This is a genomic window from Acetobacter sp. DmW_125128 (genome assembly GCF_008704325.1).
In the GTDB taxonomy this organism is placed as follows: Bacteria; Pseudomonadota; Alphaproteobacteria; order Acetobacterales; family Acetobacteraceae; genus Acetobacter; species Acetobacter oryzifermentans.
Genome location: NZ_VHOP01000006.1, coordinates 114,122 through 133,374, shown reverse-complemented (window position 1 = coordinate 133,374; position 19,253 = coordinate 114,122). Strand labels below are relative to the sequence as shown.

The following is a 19,253-nucleotide window of genomic DNA, read 5'->3' as shown; positions in this document are numbered from 1 at the left end:
TCACTCACAGGCCCACCCTCCATCGGTAAGCCTCTGAATCACAACCGCTCGCTCAGTTCAATAAATTAATAGGTCCTGAGCCTAGAAGGCGTCGTTATCCTGACCCGCATGATCGGACGCAAGGTCCGGTGCGTGACCAGCAAGATTCTGGATGGCGAAGGCTCCGGCTGCGACTGACGCACTCCTCCTCACTCATATCCCTTTCTTCCATTAACAGGCGCGCTCATATCGCGTCTGTTCTCGTTTCATAAGGAAAATAAAGAATGTTTCGCTCTTCAGGCGACGCTACGCTGTCCCGTTTTCACCCCACCGAAGCCGATCTCATCACCTATCGGGACCTGGCCCGTGCGCTCGGCGCTCCACCGAGCGAGGCCATCTGTCGTTACCTCGGCCCTGCCGGTCAGCATCTGGTCTTCATCGGTGAGTCTGGTCAGCGGGACTGGGCTCGCGTCGATGCCCAGGCGAGGGCTCGCTGGCCCGAGCTGCCGCCCACGGGAACCACAGCTTCGGATGGAAAGGCGCTGGAATCTCTGCCTGAACGCATCGTGTATCAGATACTGGATTCTCTCAAACATCATGATATGGAAATAGATCTTCACCAGCCGATCATGCCTGATGTGGGGCCCGAGAAAGCGGATCTGACGCTGCGACGTCGAGATGCCGCCTGCTTTATCGAGGTGATCGGCTGCTGCGGTGTGAACCGCATCACCCGCAACGATCATGAGCGCCGGGGATTGGAGCGCTTTGAGCGGCGTGAAGCCTTCTACCGCCGTGTTGGCATCACCCCGGTCTGCATCTTTCTCGATCTTTTGGCGCGTCCGGAAGACCTGAAGGCACTCTGCCAGTCTCTGGTGGGCCGGATCGCTGACGACGGGCGTGACAGAGAGATGTCGCTATAAGGACAAGAACCGATGTCTGAGGCGTGGGGTGACCGGAAACGGAACTCCCGCGCCAGGAATGGTAGCGCACGACATCAGTTTTGGTATCCGGAGTGGAGCCGAACGGTGTCAACAATTGCGAAAAAACCGTCTTGCTGTTTCAGGAATGTCTCATACCCTGATTGTAACAGGGAAATTGGCACATGATTCGAGGCTCAGGCCCCGAGCATCGAGTGAAGTCAGCTTCCCTTCATGGAGGTTGTGACGATGTTCAGGATAAAGGGAGATGATGGGGATCTGATAGTGCTACTTTGCCGGATCCTATGTTTGAGTGGGCTCTTAAAGCAGGAAGGGATGTACTATGTCGTCGGATAAAAGTACAGTTCAGGAAAGAGAGTTTCGTGGCCTGCTGCGTTACTCTGCCGCAGCGGCGTATATTGGTCTTGCAGAAGGAACGCTACGAAATCAGCATGAAGAGCTGGGAATTCAGTCGGTGAAAATTGGTCGGGTGCGGTGTTTTCCGGTGAAGGCGCTTGATGATTTTATTGAGCGGAAGATTCTGGAAACAGAGAGAAAGCAGCTCCGGAAAAAGCGGCGAGGTCGCGGAGAGAGTCTGGTATTCAGTCCGGATTTCAGTTTCTGGATTGTGATCGCTGCTCTGTTGCTTGTGGCTCTGATCAGGCTGTCATTTCTGACAGCCTGACGGAAACGCTAGTCCTTATCGGCAAAGTTGCGTTTCTCATACGCGATTGCTTTGGCGGCCAGATCTTCCGTGTGAGGCTGGTAGTACCTGTCCAGGGACTTGATATCTTTGTGACCTGTCACGCGACGAAGTTCGAGTGGGTTGGTGTAAATCCGTGCGAGGCGGCTTGTCGCCTCATGTCGAAGATCATGGAAGGTAAGGTCCTTGAGGCCTGCTTTCTTCGTCATCCGTCCGAACCGGACTGAAAAAGCATCTTTGCTACCAATATCAAAGACGAGATCTCCGGGCCGGGCGGATTTGCGTTGTGCCTGAAGGGACCGAAGCAGGCGGGCGGCTCCGGGTGTCAGAGGACGGATTTCCGGACCACGCTCCACAGCACGATGCATGGTCTTCGTTTTTCCCAAGGACAAGGCATAACGATCAAAGTCAATGTCACGCCAACGGAGTGTCAGGGCTTCCTCCCGTCGGGTGCCTTGTTCAATGGCGAATTGGACGAATATGGCATCGTCCGGCCAAGGGGACAGTGCCATGGCTTCCAGAAGGCGGTCGTATTCATCACCAATGAGACGACGGTTGCGCTTCTTGTCTGCGCCAGCGGGTCGCTTGACCGCCGTTGCGGCAGCCGGGTTTTTTGAGAAAGGCAGGTCCCACTCTGCGATCGCATGCTGGCAGATCGCAGCGAGCAGATTGAGGCGTTTGACCACCGTCGCAGCGCTGTATTTCTCAGCCAGCCGATCCCGGAGCCCACGGACTGCTGTGAGGTCAGATCGACCAATGCAAGCTGCGCGATCTCGTCCTGAAGGATAGCGGGGATGTGACCTTTGCGATCATTGTCCCGGGTCTGCATCTCTTCGCGCACATAACGGTCGACCAGTTCGCGGACAGTCTGACGTTCCAGCGGTCGTGTGTCCTCAAACTGTCCGAGTTCCAGTTTGGCGGACGTCGCGTCCAGCCAGCGCCGGGCCAGTTTGGCCGAGCTGAAGGTTTGATGGATCCGCTCTCCGCCTGCGATACGCTTGCGGGCCCGATACTGGCCCTTGCCGCGATATTCAACTCCGGCCGGGAGCGGACGGCCTGTCGCTGGATCAATTTTGGCAGAAGTGATTCGATCTTTCATGGTGAGCCTCGCTTGGGCCCAGCATAGCCTTTTCATGGGCCCATTGGGACCATGTGCTTATCGTCTTTTTTGGCGATGGGCCCGAGGTGGGCCCAAAAGCATTCAATCATTCCGCGACCAAAACTCTAAGTCATTGGAAAGATTGGCGTGCCGACTGCAACGAAACTGAGAACTGGAACCTATTGATATCGTTGGAATAAAATCAAATAGCTATCTTGTTATGGATTGTGTGTTTGAAACATCAATCTGTAGGCCGATCTTCTGCTTTGGGGGGGGGAAGCGGTCGGTGCTTTTTTTACCTAAATCACCCAAAAGCAGACATTTATCAAGTCTTAGTGCGGCTCTGCAGGAACTTAACATTGCAAGAGCGATCAACTATTTAGGGGCTATTGAAATATTCTTCTAGCCACATTTCCCAGCGCTTGTTTTCTCTATTGCGTATATCAAATGCGATAGTATCTAACCCGGGATAAATAAAGCTTCTTGTTATACCCAAGATCTCTAAATCGTTAATTAACGTCTTAGCATTAGAGGTCGGAAGCAATATTTTTGTTATTGCCTCAGAAACTACATGCATTGTGTCAATAGGTGTCATCATGTAACCATGAAGTGTGAAATGACCAGACTGCGAGCGAATACGAGGTGTTATATGTGGAGCAGTCACGCATATTGGCAGTAAAGCGCCCCGGTCAGCGTCTACGTAATTTGAATAATGGTCTGCGTGCGCGGCGATGTCTATCGGGTGGTTAATATCACACGTGGCCTCGTTAAATTTTCCAGGATCTATTACAAATACTGCAAATTTTTCAGATTTGTCTTGGTAGGCGGAAGATGCAGCGAAATACAAAGCCACTAGAGCATTTGTTGTCCAATCAAGTAGTCGCGTGGGAAGTCCATAATGTTGCGCCAAGAACATCCACTCGAAATCGTTGAGGGGCTGGCTATCCAGAAAGGGTCGTGCTTCTCGTTTGAAAGCATCTAGCATGCGTTTGGGATCCGGACTTGACCAATCGCCAGAATCAGAACGAGTAATCTGCCCTCTCCTTAGCTTCTGCCCATACCCATCTGTGATCTTCACACTGCGACGCAGGGCACCTGGTGTCAGGTGAAAATTTTCATCACCTTGCCCTCGGAACCAATACGGTGACCCAACGTCTGGGAGATTTTTCAGGACTTGTAGAAAATCTACAATGGATTTTGCTTCGACCTCGGAAACCATTTACGTCAACCCTATAAATTTATAGCGATCCAAACTTCACCGCGCATACAGGTTTGTTTATATTATTGTATTATTTCCAAGCATGCGCCGTGAAGTATATCTCGTCAACGTTGATGCTAATGCCTTCGGACCTTCGGGTGTCGCTATGTCCAGTTTTAGTTGTTGCAGTGATACACTGAATGTCCGAGATGAGGCGAGAGCCGTCGTTCTGTTACGCCGATTTCAACGGTTTGATACAGAGATATTTGCACAGCGTTGAGTCAATTTATCATATAATCAATGAGGGAATAAGAGCCACGCACACATAATCAAAGCATAGTCCGTTCACCCAAAGCGTGAAGAAGACGCGTTGCCTCACTCATCAAAATCAATATATCTGCGCGACCGATTGGGCGGCTGTGAGCAATTGCCTTGCGAATGGGGTGCAGACGTCGAAATGAGATCACAAAGTCGTCTTTTTCGAGAAACACCACCCCAAACACATCATGCCAGTTGTCTTTTCTGACAACAATGTCGGCCAAATCCATAAAATCAGCATACTGAATAAGATCATAAACGGGCCGCCTCGAACTCCGATCGTCGCTTTGACGGCTCAACCAACGGTTTCTTAGGGCTTCAGGAACTCGCTGTTTGATCCAGTTGTCTCCAGATAGTAAATGAAGACGCTGCGTTATAAATTGACGCAGCCGTTGCTCGACGTGGGTCAATATGTGTCCATGAGATGGATCAAACGTAGCGTCTGTTTCGTTATTTTCCTTTGCCTGAGGCGGTGAAGTAGGGGGAATGCTGAACTCAAAGCCGGCAGAGAACACCACACGGTTGTAGCTCGAACGAGGAAAAGCGATCAGTTCAGGGTTGAGACCTGCATCTATTGCGGCCGCATCGCGAGCAAGAGGGGAAACATCGTGTGATGTTTCAACTACAGAACCCAGTTCGCTTGTGACAAATTCACCTACGTCTTTGGCATATGGCACAGTCGCGTGAACAGCTTCACCGAGGCGAGCTAAACGCGCGAAGCCGATCATCGACTGGCCCAGATGCTCGGAAATGGCCCAAGGCGCATCAAGCCCAGCCATCCCGGTTGCTAGACTACGCTCCCATGCCTTTATCGATGTGGTGGCGGATTGATAGGGTCCGATTGCATGGGCCAGTTGAGCGCTAAGTGAAGCGATCATCTCCACTGATGGTTGAAACGCTAGCCCAGGTGCTAATGCGTTGCTTGGCCAAGCTCGCTGAAGAGCATCTGCTCGCTCCTGAAAGGCTAGTAACTCGGGTGCTTGTCTCTCCAACGCTTTCGTCATCTGATGAAGCGGATGGTTCTCCAACGCTTTCATCATCTGGTTAAACGGGTGGTTATCCATCGCTTTCATCATCTGGTTAAGCGGGTGGTTATCCATCGCTTTCATCATCTGGTTAAGCGGGTGGTTATCTATCGCTTTCATCATCTGGTTAAGCGGGTGGTTATCCATCGCTTTCATCATCTGGTTAAGCGGATGGTTCTCCAACGCTTTCGTCATCTGGTTAAGCGGATCGTTCTCCATCACTTTCCTCACCCGCTAGAACAGACCTTTTAACACCACGTTTTGACAGAATTTTATACACTTCTGGGCAAGACACGACTTACGATTTAACCACAGAGCATAAGAACACATACTAACATCAATTTTAATACACCGGTATGGTTAAAGAAAATAGACTCTTCATTGCCAAACATAATCACAGTGCGATTATCGGGATTTAACAACGGCTCGGCCTCGTTTGATCGTGGCCCGAGATTAAACAAGTGTCCGCTTTCTGGAAGTTACTTTGGGTCGACGAATGACCCCTATGAGGCGGAAGCAGTAGGTCCGCTTAGCGCGTGACAAGCAAACAGGCGGCTATCGCCTCATGTCGGTCATTAAATGCTTATGTGGCAGTAACCGAAAGCAGACATATTCAGAGCCAGAAACCGACCTTATTTTTTGTTGTAGAAAAGCCATGCATCCGTAGTTCACGTATCCTTAGTAAAACTCTCTATCAAATCTGGTGTGCTGATATCACCTATATACCAATACGTCAGGACTGCCTTTATCTGGTTGCAATCATGAACTGCCCCCCACAAAAACCGCCCAAATAACGGACACACATGCACCTCTGCATTTAAAATATATGGCATATATAATTAGAAAATTATTTAGTTTTTCTAACTACATTACCTAAGAATGCCGTAATAAACAACGTAATTACCCATCCTGATAATATTTCCATCCATACAATCCAGCGCAACACCATACCAAATGGAATTGTTTTTCCTCTATTATCAGAAACTTGAGGAGACCAATAATCTCTCTGTCCCAAATTTACTATAGGAAGAAAAACATCTAACGAATACCAAAACGGTTGGAATTTTGTGTATTCAGCAGGAACGCAGAGTTGTTGATTTTTATTTATATTATGAGTTTCTTTGCTTGATAAAATATATTCTTTATTACAGTTTTGTACCACTACCATGTTTGTTGGAACCATATAGCCATCTAAATTACCAAAAATGTATATAACTGCGCAGATACATACTATGCGTAGCGCCCAAAAAAACGCATTGAGAGGCTTATATCCAAATCCTGTTAATTTGTCGGATAAACAATGAAATGATACCTGTAGGATGTAAACGATAGCTTGTCGTAGCCAAGAGCAGATTTCTTTTCTAAAATCGCAAATGTTAGCAGGTTTCTCCCATTTAGGGCGGACACCAATTTTTCCACACCGAGCAAGCTCTCTCTGCCTTTCAATGGCGATATCGGCAGCCTCATTTGGGTATCCAGAGGCATACAATACATTGATTATTTGTTCCCACGGCTGGGGATAGAAACAATTACTTCCTATTCCGCTCCAATATTGTGTCTTAAGCCACTTAATGCGGCCTGAAGCGGAGATCGTTCCTTCAATACGATTATAAGTAAAACCATCAAGATAGTGTTTTCCATAAATCCAGCAATGAGGTAATTCGTTTACTAAGTTTTTATTGCTATCTATTAAAGTTCCAACGTGCGCGCTTGATAGGTCGATAGCACCATTAAAGGTACATATGGACTCAGTAGCTGCGTTATTAGATGGATCATTTTTACGATAAAGTCTTAGATTTCCAGCAACAGATGCATTTCTAAGATTTATCGCCCGACCTTCGGGGGTTTTTGGATCCTTATTGAATGTTGCGTTACAGCAATCAAGATCTCCTCCAATTGAGGCGCCAAGAAATCTAACTTCACCGTTAGAAGTAAAATCGTCTCTTAGAAAAACATCCCCTTTCACACTAATGCCATCAGCGCAAATAGTAGCGTCCGTTATCGTATTAAATGTTGCTCCTACGCATTGCAGGTTACTTCCAATATTCGCACCATAAAGACGTATTTCTCCACAAGATTTGAATCCATTAGTAAAACTTACTGTGCCGTTGACGACCAATCGATCTGCGGCAATGGCAATTTTATCAGTGGTAACTATTTCTCCACCTGTACATATTAGGCTCCCTTCAATTCGCGCATCATGCAACACAATTCTTGAAGAAGCATAAAATCTTCTACTCAGATAGACATTACCACGTACGCGGATACGCGCTGCATCAAGAGAGAATCCTCGCTCGGCGCAAAGGTGTGCACCTCGGCAATCTAGATCTCCACCAATAACAGCATTAACAATTTTAATCGTATGTTCCGCCTTAAATCCACGCCGAATCATAAGATTGCCTGCAATCTGCACGCGATCTGCATTAATGCGCGGAATATTAGTTCCAACCAAGCAAAAACCGACTAGACTAGCATCTAAAGCCGAAATCCCTTTGTTAAAATGACATTTTATTATTACAAGTCTGCCTTTTGTGACGCAATTATTTAGATTAAGTTCACCATCGATCCATGCACCCGCCAGTTGAACACCGCGTTGATGCGTTGGATGTGCTTTATCGCCTCCCAGTAGTAAAAAGCGAATAATCGACGCGCGAATAGTGTTTTCGGAGTTTGTATCATTTGCACGAGGAAGTGACGTAGAAATTTTGCATAATTTTCCTCGCATACATGCATCAATAAGTTTTTTTTCTGCATTATTTGGTTGTGGATTGAAATCTTCCAACCATTGTTCGAATTGAACTCCATCCGGTCTTTTTTGTGGTCTTTCTCTCGAAAATAATATCATTATAATCTCCGTATTTACCGCAATATTCCGATTTTTATGGCTTGGGAGTGAAGGAATTACAAGGGTCCAGCATAGCTACACACGCGATTGACTGAATCAATGTCTTGTCCCTGTCGCCTCATCTTGGACACTTAGGTAATATTTTGATTTTTCGTAAAGCAGACATAAGTCCCAGAACAAAAATCGGTCATCTGTTTGTGCATCATACTTCGTGTTCCAATCATTGATGGTGAGCTTAGGGGCCCGTCTTACAGTTGGGAAAGAATAGTCCCCTAAGTGTCTGACCGAAAATGAGTTGAGTGATTTCAGCGGGTTATGATTCATGGGTTTACGAGAACCTAATGAGATCAAGATGGCCTAGACTGAAATCACCCGTGCGCAGTATCAAAGGGACGACCTAGAGTATGCAAGCGACTTTCGCGATGCGGATTGGGCGCTGATTGCGCCTTTGATGCCCGAGAGGAAACGACTGGGGAGACCACGACGTACGGATTTACGCCGGGTCATGGAGGCGATCCTCTATATCGTCACTACGGGTTGCCAGTGGCGACAATTGCCTCGTAACTTCCCCGCTTTCACGACCGTGCAGGGCTATTTCTACCGTTGGATCCGCGAGGGACGATGGGAAGAGATGAACCATATTCTCGTGATCCTGTCGCGTGAGCAGGACGGGCGAGACGCCACGCCTTCGGTAGGCATTATTGACAGCCAGTCGGTTAAAACTGCTGAAAACGGCGGTCCACGCGGTTATGACGCGGGCAAGAAGATCAGAGGCCGCAAGCGGCATATCACGACCGACACGTAGGGTCATGTCGTGGCAGCTGTCGTGCATCCCGCCGACATTCAGGATCGTGACGGCGGGTAAGGCCGCAAAATCTGGCGCACATCGGTCACGCGCCACAGGCCGAACAGTGGCGTCTGGAGTTCGTTGACCAGCCCGGTAAAGCCCACCACCGTCGCCCAGACCAGTGTGGCGGCCCCCAAGCGTTCCATGGCCATTCTTCTGTCAGAAATATGCGTAGTTTTCTGACACTTTTCAAGAGCGAGCGCTCATGATGGACTTACTGATTGAAAACACTGAGCTTTCTGGCGGTAGCTGAGATCTGCGCTACTTAAAGAAAGGCGCAGCGATCTCTAGGATTCGCTCGCGTTCCACGCGGCGCTCATTCAACATCGCTTCCGCCAGCGCGACGACAAGATCCATCGGGAGCATTTTGGCGAGTCCTTGGCCAGTAGCCATGAAGGTCTCATCGTCGTACGCCGGCCATCTCTTATCCGGGCCTTCGCGATTTTCGCCGAAGAATTGGACCTTATCGTGCGCTGCGTTGCTGCCGATGGCCAATTGGATGAAGGCTTTCTGATCGATCGTTACGCCGGTGGCGTTCGTCAGGCGTCCAGCCATGTACAGATTGTACTCCACGGCATATGCGGCGCACGCTACCAGCCGTCGCTGCTGTGGCTCTCCAACTGGTATTCGATTGCGCGCGCGTCCCTGCGAGCCAGCGTCGTCAACGAACTCTATGAACTCGGGAACAAGCTCGACCACTAGGGCCGCGCAGGCATGACCCGCCTCATGAAGGCAGATCGCTTCGTCAGACGGCGTCTCGAAATCGATCAGGTGCGGTATTTGTCTCAAGGTAACCTCTTCAATCCTCTGTTCTTTACGTCTTGCAAAGAGCGCTTGGAACCATCCAACCAGTGCCTTGATCAATCACCCTGCTCCTCAAAACCGTCATCGACAGGCGGCGAGGCCTGAATCCGCCCCAACAAGAGCGGTAGCTTGCTGTTCTTGAAATCCCAATCGGAAAGCGGAGCAAACCACTCCGGCGCCGCTTTTCCATGGAGCTGGATAACTTGGTCTTTATCGATGGTTTGCGCGGCATAATACCGGCTAAAAATGCGGCTCGCCGAACCAATGCCGTCCCAGCCCTGATCCGACGGCTCCTGCGGCGTTGCGACAAACTCCACGCCCGCAAACGCGCCAGCGTCCGTGACCGCAAGCGGCCCGTCCATGGACCACTCGCCGTAGCGCAAAAGCACCCAAGCGAGCTTGCGATCCCTGGGGGCAGTCAGCTCCACAGCGCCACTGTAGAGTTTCGCTGACCCGATGACGAACTTGGCCAGCCCGTCCGCACTTAACGAATGCGGCAGGTCGGCATTGGCTCCGAACACGACCCGTAACGGCGTCTTGGTCATGATGATGACCTCGCCAAGCCTCTCGAACTCGTTGGCTCGGAATGCATCGCTCATTGTGATGTGAAGGCCGCCGCCTGGGCGGCGAAAACGATCCGGCGAGATGACCGTCCAAATACTCCAGAGTGACCAGAATATCGCCAACTTCAACGGCGTACCGACCATGTCCGCATAGGCCTGGAGCGAGGCCAGATAGGCAGCGGACATTCGCGTCTCTTGCTTGAAGGCGTCCTTGCATCGGACGTTCTTGACCTCAACCAACCACTGCTCGCCGTCAACGAGCACCACCCTAAAATCCGGCGCCCGAATGATATTGGCAGCATGGACGCGACCAACGTCCTCGGTTTTCAGCAATCGAAAATACCCCAGGCTGAGAACAGTCGCCTCGAACAGGCGTTCGGTCCGCGCGCCATGGATCAGCGTCGGGTCAGCCAATGCCTCGTTCAGCTTGAGCGCCGCGTCAGTGATGAAGCTTTCAACCAACGCCGGATCGTTCAGCGCGATAGCATGTGCACGTGCAAACGCAGCCACCACAGCGAACAGATCGAAGGCTTTGGTCTTTGGGTGCTCCGGTGGCGGCCGATCGGTCATGATCCCATCACCCGGTCGGCGCCTCGATATCGGGAGGGTTCATATAGGCTCGGAAGCCTGCCAGATCTTCATCGCTCGGATTTTCCGCCTCTGGGATGAACCGAATGCTCTCGGCGATGTCTCGACGCGTGACGTAGCTGATGATGCCGCCACCATTGCTCAGTTCATACTCCATCGAACCACACCAGCGATTGATCCGAGCAAGGCCCGGCGCGAATGCGATGGGCTTCTTCGCTCCCTTCTTGCTCACCTCGTGCTTTGCGAGCGCGACCCGGATAAATTCGAGCGTCGTGAAGCCCATCTCCGTCCGCCGCAGATCGAGACGCATCTGTTCAACAAGTTCGGGCCGCGACTGGGCATCCCGCAATTGCTGCGCGCGCAGCTCACGATCATAGTGGCGATAGCCTAGATCTCGTTCGAGATGGCTTGCCTTGAGATCGATGCCCACATTCTCGGCAAGCTTGATGACCTCCTCACAACGCTGACGCCACGTTCGCTGCAGCTCGTAGGCCGCGTAGATCCACATAGGCGAAAGTGCGCCGGCCAACGCGATCTTCCCGCGAGGAGGCTCGTCATCAAACCGGTGGCGCATTACCTCCTGTTCGAGCGCGTTCAGCGAATTGTCGACAAGGCAAAGCTGACTCGCCTGCATGACCAGATAGGGATTCCCGGCGAAGCCAGCCAAGCTCATCAGAGCGTTGTAGATATCGCTCGTACCGATCTCCGAAACATCGCGGTAGCGAGGCTGATCGTCCGGCTCATCATAAATTTCGTAGGAATCCGTCATGCGCTTTCCCCGCCCCGAGCCTCAACACGATATGGCGGATCAGTCACCGCCATCGGCAGCGGATCGGCTAGACCCCAGAAGCGGGTCGTCGCCCAAATATAGCGAACAAGGTCCCGCATCCGGATTCTGAGATGCTCACTCGGAATTCGAGGCCCCGCCAACAGATCATGGTAGTCGTTGCTTGCGTCGTCCCACAGCATAGGCGCGATCGCCATCAGCTTCTCGCACGACGATCCCTCGCCATGGCGAACCACATTGGCAACCATGAACATTTCATTGAGGTCGCTTCCCACCCCCGTTTGCTGGACGTCGATTCCAGCACGCTCGGCGCAAATTGCTAGGAACTCCTGAAATCCGCGTGCCTTCGGCATCTCGATCGCCAAATCGAGATAGACAGCGCGAGCCCATATGCTCAACTGACGCTCGAAAATCCCTGCGAGCGTCAGTGTGAATGCTTTAGCGGCCTCGTTCGCAGTGTAATTATCGACTTGGGCCGCAGCGCGATCGAGAAATTCGTCCATCGTCGCTGCCTCGCCGCATTCGAGCGATGCGTGGACTGGCAGCGCCTCCATCGCAGGCTGAATGACCTGCTCAAACAACCGCGCAAGGTTGGCCTGAAAGATACGCGGCAGTTGGTCTTTGGTTTGCAATGTCCGCCTCCGTGGCCCCAGAACCGTGATCATAATCGGTTCGAAAAACGTATCGACTGTTTGAAGCAGATTGAATAGCCCCTAGTTTTCTAGACGCCTTGAGCATTCAAAACCTGCTGTTGTTCGAACTGCACGGGTGTCGCGCGCCGAGGTCGGGCCGACGCTGGTGGTCGCGATCGACGGTATTGAGCCCGGGACGCCGATGGCAACCGATCTGCACGAGTTAGCGAGCTTGGAGCTCGGACCGAAGCTCAAGGTAATTCTTACCGCCGATCAGCGTGAAGGCCTGACACGCACGACGAACGGCCGAACTAAAACGGGGATCGGCGCGCAGTGCACAGAGATCGAACTTGGTCCACTTGGTCTCGAGGAATTTCGGCTCGCGCAGGCTGTACTGGTGCAGGTCAGAATCAAGTTCGCCGCAGGCGCGGAATATTGCGAGGATTACCGTGCGCCATGGGTGCTGCGTGCGCTCTACGACAATGTCGCTGGCGATCCGCGCTATGCCGACGAGGATAAGGGGGTGATACTCGCACCGACGCTGGATCTGCGCCTAGTCGATATTGCACGCGAGGGACGCTATGGCTGACGACTTGTCGGGCGTGGCTGATCTAGCGCTTGCGCAGTCAACTGGATTTGTGGTGCGGCAGGACGCCCTGTCGCAAGAATCCCGGGAACGGTTGGCCGGCCTTCAGGCCGCGGGCCATGTCCGAGCCTATCGTCAAGGCCGAGAGGATGTGGTGCTTCCGACTATCCCGGCGGCTTTCATGGTCGAGCTAGCTGACGCCGCGGCGACCATCCTCGAACACCGCGCGAGCGGCGACGCCATGAAAGCCGGCGAGTGGCTCGGCCGTCGGCTGGAGGGTGTTTACCTCGGGGACCTGATCGGCGCACAGGCGATCCGCACTCTAGCCGAGACTACCGGTGGGTTCAGCGCAGGCATCATCCAAGGGCTATTCTCGATTAAGCCGCACGAGGAACTGGTCGAAGATCGGCTGATCGCGTGCGCGACGCCGGAAGGAGAGACAATTTATCTGAAGATCGAGGGAGGCAAGGCTTGGATGTCGGATAGGTTCGGCAACGTGCGCGGCGAGCCGGTCGAAATGGGGCCAGAGCGCAGTCAGATGATGGGTAACGTCACCGGCTGGATGATCCTCGGACAATTGGCGCATTTTCCGACCGCACGAGTTGGCGACGACACCGATCGCATCGACGCGACGATCCTGTTCCAGATCGGGCAGTGTCCGTTCCCGCTGCTGCGTGCGAACCAACTCGGTCTCGGGCATCTCGAACATGACCTGGGTCCACATGGCCGGGTGCTTTGTAAAGACCAGGGCGCGATCGAAGCGACGACGCAGGCAATGGCGGGAATGTTGATGCGCCCATGGGACGGCGCGGAGCACTTTGTCGCCACTGTGCTAGAGGAAAAGTCGCTGCCGTTACTCCACCGGCTTATGATCGCACTGCGCACGGTGCGCGATCTTGGCGATGAGGAGCGAGCCGTATGGGCGGAGGAATTGCTGCAAGATTCGATTGTTCCGGAAATCAAAAACTTGCTTGATGTAGTGTCCAAGACCAGCGAGGAGGATATGACGCCGCGGGGCATGGATTAGACACCTCATGCCCGAAGGCCTGACACAGAAATGATCGTTCCTGTAAGAAGCGTCTGCTCGCGCGATCAACGCGGAACAGCTTAAAGTGCTTGGTAGGTGTCATGAACGTGAACGCCGCGAGTGATGGGATCAGACAGGGGGCACCCGCCCACATGTCGATCGCAAGAAAAACAAAAATTACTTCCGAATAGCTCACATCGTCTATTCAAATATCTGCATTTGGCTTGAACCATCAAGAACCGCAAGATTCATTTGATACTCCATCAAAACTATGTGACGTGTTCCGAGACGGCCCTTAATATCAATAATGATATAATCTATTTGTACGGAAACTTGCTTTCAAATAATTCTAGAGCAATTTTATGTATCATTTCATGCGCAGAGTTAGAGATGATATTAGCCTGGCATTGAATATTTTTCGTATTTTCATTTGACGAATCAGCAATATTTTCTTTAAACCCACTTGGAAGAGCTCTATCAATACGAAAATATTCGATAGTTGGGTCTGTTAAGAAATACTCATTAGCTACAGATGAAGATGATCGCATTAATCCTGCCGCGAGATGAAATAAAACGCCAAGTCCTTTAACCGGATAAGTAAATGTATCATCCATGGTTTCGTAAGAGGATCTGGGAGATAAGCCTGTACCTAAAGAAACTACGTGTATGTTAGAATCGCTGCCAAATTTCCGACGGCTTTCCGAAATAGATAAAAAAACTGGATCGTTTTGATAAAAACCTCCATCAGCTCCAACAAACTCGTGGGGATGTTCCTTCTTAGAAAGATCGGATTCTAATTCATAGCTCAGCGGAATTTTAAAATCTGAGAGAGCAAAATATGGCAATGCTGATGAACTGGATATAATGATTTTAGATATAGGCATTTTATCCGATGAAAATGTCATGTGCTTGTTTTGGAACCAATAATTTGGGAATGATACATTTTCATTTGTCGCGTAAGCAAATCCTCCATCATTTACAGAAACGAATAGAATAACCAAGTAACTCAAAGAGGTCGATATAGTTTTATTGAGAAATATGTTTTCTATTTCATTTTCAACACCATCTATTTTATAAATCGGATCATTTGTTATTAAAAACTTGATTACGTCGTAAGATTGAAAAAACCAGTTTTCACCTGCACGATAGCCATTTATTTTAAATAGGTCTTTTTTATATTCACTCAGGATTGTTTCTGGAGAAAGTGCATGACCCCCACCTTGGTCAATCGATAGTCCGGCCGCTATTATAGATCCAGTGGATGTCCCAGATATTGTGTTAAAATATTCCCACAATTCTGGCGGAGACCCGTGATTTATCTTTTTTTTATATATATGATAATTCTTTATTTAATTCCACAATGATTTGCGCAGGTATTATTCCAAATATTCCGCCACCATCAATAGATAATACAAAAATATCTTTCCCGGGCATCCTATACGTTGCTTCGTGATGCAGAATAATATCTTTTCCCACAACGCCTCTTGGCTTATCAGCCATGAAATCCTTGTATACTATGATAGATACAATAAACAAGCTAGATGAACACCCGAGTATAAATATTAATATGCCAGTGAAAACTGATTTATATCTCATTAAACTCTCCATCCGATCAACGAACCACATGGAACAACGAATGTCTATGATACAATGTTCAGAGATACACCTGCTGTTCTTAGTTTCCAAACTCAGGCGATTAGTCGCTATACCCGACTAATAACGTCCGGTAGTTAGATCTTCTGAGTAAAAGAAGACATTCCGCTTACCCCTGTCTGTTGGTGATGTGCGAAAGTGGGCGGTGGAAGGGAGCCCGTCCCCCCCCGAGGGTCTGGAGCCCGTTTGGGAGCATGGGTCCCTTCCACCTTCGTTCAACCCTGAACAGTTGCTTGGGACTTTCGATCCCGCACGACATGGACAGGAACCCTCACCATGCCACAGCCAGTCATTGGCTGCGATCTTTCGCGCGCTTTCCTTGATCTCTGCGACCTTCCTTCCGGCAGGATGCAGCGCATTCCCAATACCCGTGACGCCATCGCCGAATGGGCCGAAACGCTCACGCCTGATGTGCTCGTCGTTTTCGAGGCCACCAGCGGCTGCGACGACACCCTCATCGCCACCCTGACCGAACGCGCGCATCCGTTCTCGCGCGTCAATCCGCGTCAGGCTCGCGAGTTGGCCCGCGCAACCGGCATTCTGGCCAAGACCGACCGCGTCGATGCGCGCGTGCTGGCCCAGATGGGCGCGGCCCTGGATCTGCCTGTCACCCGCCCGGTCAGTCCGGCCCGTGCGACATTGGCCGATTTCCTACGACGCCGCAGGCAGTTGGTCGACATGCGCAAGGCCGAGAAGTTGCGTCGTCACAGCGCAGGCCATGATGACATCGCCGAGCAGATCGAGGCCATGATCGCTCTGCTCTCGACCCAGATCAGCGTGCTTGATCAGCGCATCAAAGCCATAATCGCTGCAGATCGCGCGCTCGCGGAACAGGCCGCCCTGATGAGCACCGTGCCCGGCATCGGCCCGACCGTAATGGCCGTCCTGCTCGGCGAACTACCGGAACTCGGCACATTGTGTCGCCGCAAGATCGCCTCTCTTGCCGGTCTGGCACCCCATGCACGCGAAAGCGGCTCATGGAAGGGCGCACGACGCATCTGGGGCGGGCGACGAAAGGTCCGCGAAGCCCTCTATATCGCAGCCCTGTCCGCGTCCCGCCGCGTGCCTGCACTCATTGTCATGCGCGATAGGATGCGCGCCAAGGGCAAGCCACCCAAGACCATCCTTATCGCCATCGCACGCCAGCTCCTCGTCATCCTCAATGCCATGATCCAGAAAAGTCAGCCTTTGCAGATCACATGATCAACACAGTTGCCCCATTGCGGTCAAATAGCTTTACTTTTGCATCATCGTTTCTGCCGTCCCGCACAAAGCGGCTGCCTTTCGGCCAGTCCAGCAGAGACACTCCACGCCGCTCACAACCTCCCAATCTCCCGGCAGATCTGCAACAGCCCTGCCATCCTCTGCTGAAGCACGGTGCCGAGCACCATAACCCCTTCCAGCAACCTCGCGCCCTCGCTGTCAGCCTTCAGGCTTTCCAGCCGCCCGCGCAGCAGGGCATGCTCGATCTCGATCAGGCGCAGCACGTCGTGCAACCCGGCATGAAGGTCCTCGAGACCGGGGGTGTGTGCGGGCGGAGGCAGGAGCGGATCTTCCGGCATGATAATCCCTTCGACAGAACGCCGTTTCTGTGCGAGGATCTGACCATGATAAGTGACGGGTCCCGCAACATTACGATTCACACAACTACGCTTTTCCGACTTACATATCAAGCGGGAATCCGTATAGAATCCTCATTTTGTGATGAGGACAGAATACGTGGCCCGCAAACGCCGACAGAAGCGCCAACTCATGGATGAACAGATCCGCCTGATGCGCGAGCGTGGCGAACGCCTCCGTGAAGCCGCCCAGAGCATCGGCATCACCCACGCTGCAAAGGCAGCGGGCGTTCCCTACACCACCCTGCGGGACTACATGAACGGGGGAGAAATGAAGTTCTCCGCCATCGCCTCACTGGCCCGCGTCTGTGGCGTCTCCCTGGACTGGCTGGCCTTTGGCCACGGCACCGGTCCCGGAACCGACAGCCCGGACGGAACAACCAGTACAACCCGACAGATTGTCATTCCTTGGCACGATAATCACGAGGATGGCCTGCGGATCGGTCGTGACTGGCTGCAGAGCGCCATCGCCCGCGACCTTTCGGCCCTCTGCCTGATGACCAGTGAGGGCGATGCGATGGAGCCGACGCTGGCGTCGGGCGATCTGGTCATCGTCGACCGCAGTGTGACGACCGTCACGGCCAGCGCCCTCTATGCGCTGGAAAGCAGCGGCACGCTGATGATCCGCCGCCTCGATCCCCGTCTGGGTGGTGGCGTGCGGGTCATCACTGACAACCATCGCTATCCGCCGCAGGATATCGAAGAAAACAGACTGGACTGCTTCCGGCTTCTGGGCGAAGTTGTGTGGACCGGTGGCGTGCCCAGACCGTAATGGTCCGGCTGGAAACGACCGGCGGAAAGCCAATTGTCATAAAATACGATATTCCGTATTGACGGCAAGCGATATCTCGTAAATTATCCCTCCTATCGGGCATGCAGGGCCGACGTTTTCCGCCCCTTCTGCCATCGGGAGGTCATGATGGTTTCTCTGCCAGTCTGGGGTCGCACACCCTGTCGGATCGCGTCGTTCAGCGTGCTTTCTGTTCCTTATGGCGCAGGAGCATCCTGACATGCTGCTTCTGACAGTCCTTATCAGCGTGGTTGTGGTGGTCGGGATCATCCTGCTGGTGTGCCTGGATAAATTTGCCGACTGGCTCATGGCCACTGATGTCCCCTATCCGATCGCCATCATGCTCTTTACCTATGTGCTGGGCATGCTGCTGTTCCACCGTCATGACTGACCGGGAGAGTACAATGCCCCTCAATGACGCCATTCTGCAGGCCGGTCAGAACGCCTCGGACAAAAAAGCCGCCCGCCTTGCTGCCTATGAAGAAGAATATGGCGCGGAAGAAGCTGAAAACCGCAAGGAACTTCGTGACATGACGTAGTTCTCAGCCGGTGTCTGCGCCGTCTGCGGGATCATCATGTCGATCCCCTTTCATCCGGTCTTCGCGTTCTGTTTCGGGCTTGTCGCATGGGTCTATCCCCGCAGGCCGATGCTGCAAAAACGCAAGACCGCAGAAGAACGACGGCGGTTCTATGGGCTCGACTGAATAGATCCTAATCAGAAACCATATTTACTGAATAAATCAAATAATTCTGCACGAATACAGTCGGTGAGACAGAAGAGTATCCGACTGATCCCAATACCACGGTCTTTTCATCATCTTCTCACAAAAAAGGAAAATATCTCTATGTCCTCACGCTCTCTCAAAATGCTCGGCGGTGCTGTTTCTCTGACAGCCATGATCCTGCTGTCTGGCTGCGCATCGGAAGGTAACGAAAGCCTGAAGAACGAAACAGTGACCTCCATCGACCAGAAAATTCAGGATGGCGTCACGACAAAAGCCCAGATCCGGGCTCTGTTCGGCGATCCCCGGGAAAGCTCATTTACCGATAGCGGCCATGAACAGTGGCGCTACTCCTTCACCAACGCGTCTTCCGACGCGGCGAACTTCATTCCGCTGTATGGCGATCTCCATCAGGGCACACATGGCACCGAGAAAACCCTGACCGTTCTCTTTAACGGTGACGTCGTCTGGCATCACACCATGAATGCCTCGGCCGTCAAAAGCGGAAGTGGCGTCTTCTGATTTAGCATCCGGCATCCCGGATGCCGGGT

21 protein-coding genes and 1 pseudogene are annotated in these 19,253 nt (G+C 52.0%); 10 read left to right on the top strand and 12 right to left on the bottom strand.

Annotation, left to right across the window (positions count from 1 at the left end; genetic code table 11):
- Nucleotides 1-263: 263 nt before the first annotated feature.
- Complete coding sequence (locus tag FKW19_RS02915) at nt 264-899, top strand: hypothetical protein (RefSeq protein ID WP_089179601.1); 636 nt, start codon at nt 264-266, stop codon at nt 897-899.
- A 340-nt stretch (nt 900-1,239) separates the two neighbouring features.
- A complete protein-coding gene (locus FKW19_RS02910; protein ID WP_089179600.1) occupies nt 1,240-1,581 on the top strand; it encodes a hypothetical protein in 342 nt (113 codons plus the stop codon).
- Between the two features lie 8 nt (nt 1,582-1,589).
- On the opposite strand, the gene FKW19_RS15655 is transcribed toward FKW19_RS02910, so the two are convergent.
- The 4 genes from FKW19_RS15655 to FKW19_RS02890 form a co-directional block, all read right to left on the bottom strand.
- Nucleotides 1,590-2,285 (bottom strand): site-specific integrase, encoded by a 696-nt coding sequence (locus tag FKW19_RS15655; protein ID WP_238331245.1) that lies wholly within the window; start codon nt 2,283-2,285, stop codon nt 1,590-1,592.
- A 792-nt stretch (nt 2,286-3,077) separates the two neighbouring features.
- A complete protein-coding gene (locus FKW19_RS02900) occupies nt 3,078-3,917 on the bottom strand; it encodes an FRG domain-containing protein (RefSeq protein ID WP_089179598.1) in 840 nt (279 codons plus the stop codon).
- 308 nt (nt 3,918-4,225) lie between these two features.
- Entirely contained in the window at nt 4,226-5,458 is a 1,233-nt protein-coding gene (locus FKW19_RS02895) for a Swt1 family HEPN domain-containing protein (RefSeq protein ID WP_089179597.1), read from the bottom strand.
- Between the two features lie 628 nt (nt 5,459-6,086).
- The gene (locus FKW19_RS02890; protein ID WP_123809150.1) at nt 6,087-8,084 is read right to left on the bottom strand and encodes a hypothetical protein; all 1,998 of its coding nucleotides are present in this window, start codon (nt 8,082-8,084) and stop codon (nt 6,087-6,089) included.
- Nucleotides 8,085-8,451: 367 nt separating this feature from the next.
- Here FKW19_RS02890 and FKW19_RS02885 point away from each other — a divergent pair.
- Nucleotides 8,452-8,886: pseudogene (locus tag FKW19_RS02885) on the top strand (IS5 family transposase); the annotation flags it as partial.
- Nucleotides 8,887-8,927: 41 nt separating this feature from the next.
- On the opposite strand, the gene FKW19_RS02880 reads toward FKW19_RS02885, so the two are convergent.
- The 5 genes from FKW19_RS02880 to FKW19_RS02860 all read right to left on the bottom strand — a co-directional run bounded on the left by FKW19_RS02880 (nt 8,928) and on the right by FKW19_RS02860 (nt 12,305).
- Nucleotides 8,928-9,077, bottom strand: coding sequence for a hypothetical protein (locus FKW19_RS02880; RefSeq protein ID WP_238331244.1), 150 nt, complete (start codon nt 9,075-9,077; stop codon nt 8,928-8,930).
- Nucleotides 9,078-9,192: 115 nt separating this feature from the next.
- Complete coding sequence (locus FKW19_RS02875) at nt 9,193-9,795, bottom strand: hypothetical protein (RefSeq protein WP_089179594.1); 603 nt, start codon at nt 9,793-9,795, stop codon at nt 9,193-9,195.
- Nucleotides 9,792-10,868: a hypothetical protein gene (locus tag FKW19_RS02870; RefSeq protein WP_089179593.1), complete on the bottom strand. Its 1,077-nt coding sequence runs from the start codon at nt 10,866-10,868 to the stop codon at nt 9,792-9,794. Before FKW19_RS02870 ends, FKW19_RS02875 begins: the two co-directional genes overlap by 4 nt.
- A gap of 7 nt (nt 10,869-10,875) precedes the next feature.
- A complete protein-coding gene (locus tag FKW19_RS02865) occupies nt 10,876-11,655 on the bottom strand; it encodes a hypothetical protein (RefSeq protein WP_193561085.1) in 780 nt (259 codons plus the stop codon).
- Nucleotides 11,652-12,305: a hypothetical protein gene (locus FKW19_RS02860; protein WP_202879007.1), complete on the bottom strand. Its 654-nt coding sequence runs from the start codon at nt 12,303-12,305 to the stop codon at nt 11,652-11,654. The genes FKW19_RS02865 and FKW19_RS02860 overlap by 4 nt, the downstream gene beginning before the upstream one ends.
- Nucleotides 12,306-12,441: 136 nt before the next feature.
- Here FKW19_RS02860 and FKW19_RS02855 point away from each other — a divergent pair, with 136 nt between their 5' ends.
- Entirely contained in the window at nt 12,442-12,894 is a 453-nt protein-coding gene (locus FKW19_RS02855) for a hypothetical protein (RefSeq protein WP_089179591.1), read from the top strand.
- Nucleotides 12,887-13,918 carry a hypothetical protein gene (locus FKW19_RS02850; RefSeq protein ID WP_089179590.1) on the top strand — a complete coding sequence of 344 codons (1,032 nt, stop codon included), beginning with the start codon at nt 12,887-12,889 and terminating at the stop codon, nt 13,916-13,918. Before FKW19_RS02855 ends, FKW19_RS02850 begins: the two co-directional genes overlap by 8 nt.
- Nucleotides 13,919-14,235: 317 nt before the next feature.
- On the opposite strand, the gene FKW19_RS02845 is transcribed toward FKW19_RS02850, so the two are convergent.
- Both FKW19_RS02845 and FKW19_RS15330 read right to left on the bottom strand, forming a co-directional pair.
- Nucleotides 14,236-15,213, bottom strand: coding sequence for a patatin-like phospholipase family protein (locus tag FKW19_RS02845; protein WP_162870683.1), 978 nt, complete (start codon nt 15,211-15,213; stop codon nt 14,236-14,238).
- Between the two features lie 31 nt (nt 15,214-15,244).
- On the bottom strand, nt 15,245-15,418 hold the full coding sequence (locus FKW19_RS15330) for a hypothetical protein (RefSeq protein WP_162870684.1): 174 nt from the start codon (nt 15,416-15,418) through the stop codon (nt 15,245-15,247).
- Nucleotides 15,419-15,847: 429 nt separating this feature from the next.
- Between FKW19_RS15330 and FKW19_RS02840 the strand changes: the two genes are divergently transcribed.
- The gene (locus FKW19_RS02840) at nt 15,848-16,774 is read left to right on the top strand and encodes an IS110 family transposase (RefSeq protein WP_089179587.1); all 927 of its coding nucleotides are present in this window, start codon (nt 15,848-15,850) and stop codon (nt 16,772-16,774) included.
- Between the two features lie 113 nt (nt 16,775-16,887).
- On the opposite strand, the gene FKW19_RS02835 is transcribed toward FKW19_RS02840, so the two are convergent.
- Entirely contained in the window at nt 16,888-17,133 is a 246-nt protein-coding gene (locus tag FKW19_RS02835; RefSeq protein WP_077929806.1) for a hypothetical protein, read from the bottom strand.
- Between the two features lie 190 nt (nt 17,134-17,323).
- Here FKW19_RS02835 and FKW19_RS02830 point away from each other — a divergent pair, with 190 nt between their 5' ends.
- The 4 genes from FKW19_RS02830 (at nt 17,324) to FKW19_RS02820 (ending at nt 19,224) form a co-directional block, all read left to right on the top strand.
- Nucleotides 17,324-17,962 carry a LexA family transcriptional regulator gene (locus tag FKW19_RS02830; RefSeq protein WP_193561087.1) on the top strand — a complete coding sequence of 213 codons (639 nt, stop codon included), beginning with the start codon at nt 17,324-17,326 and terminating at the stop codon, nt 17,960-17,962.
- Between the two features lie 238 nt (nt 17,963-18,200).
- On the top strand, nt 18,201-18,371 hold the full coding sequence (locus FKW19_RS15325) for a hypothetical protein (RefSeq protein WP_162870685.1): 171 nt from the start codon (nt 18,201-18,203) through the stop codon (nt 18,369-18,371).
- 13 nt (nt 18,372-18,384) lie between these two features.
- A complete protein-coding gene (locus FKW19_RS15930) occupies nt 18,385-18,519 on the top strand; it encodes a hypothetical protein (RefSeq protein ID WP_255446463.1) in 135 nt (44 codons plus the stop codon).
- A gap of 306 nt (nt 18,520-18,825) precedes the next feature.
- Entirely contained in the window at nt 18,826-19,224 is a 399-nt protein-coding gene (locus FKW19_RS02820; RefSeq protein ID WP_086642075.1) for an outer membrane protein assembly factor BamE, read from the top strand.
- Nucleotides 19,225-19,253: the final 29 nt, after the last annotated feature.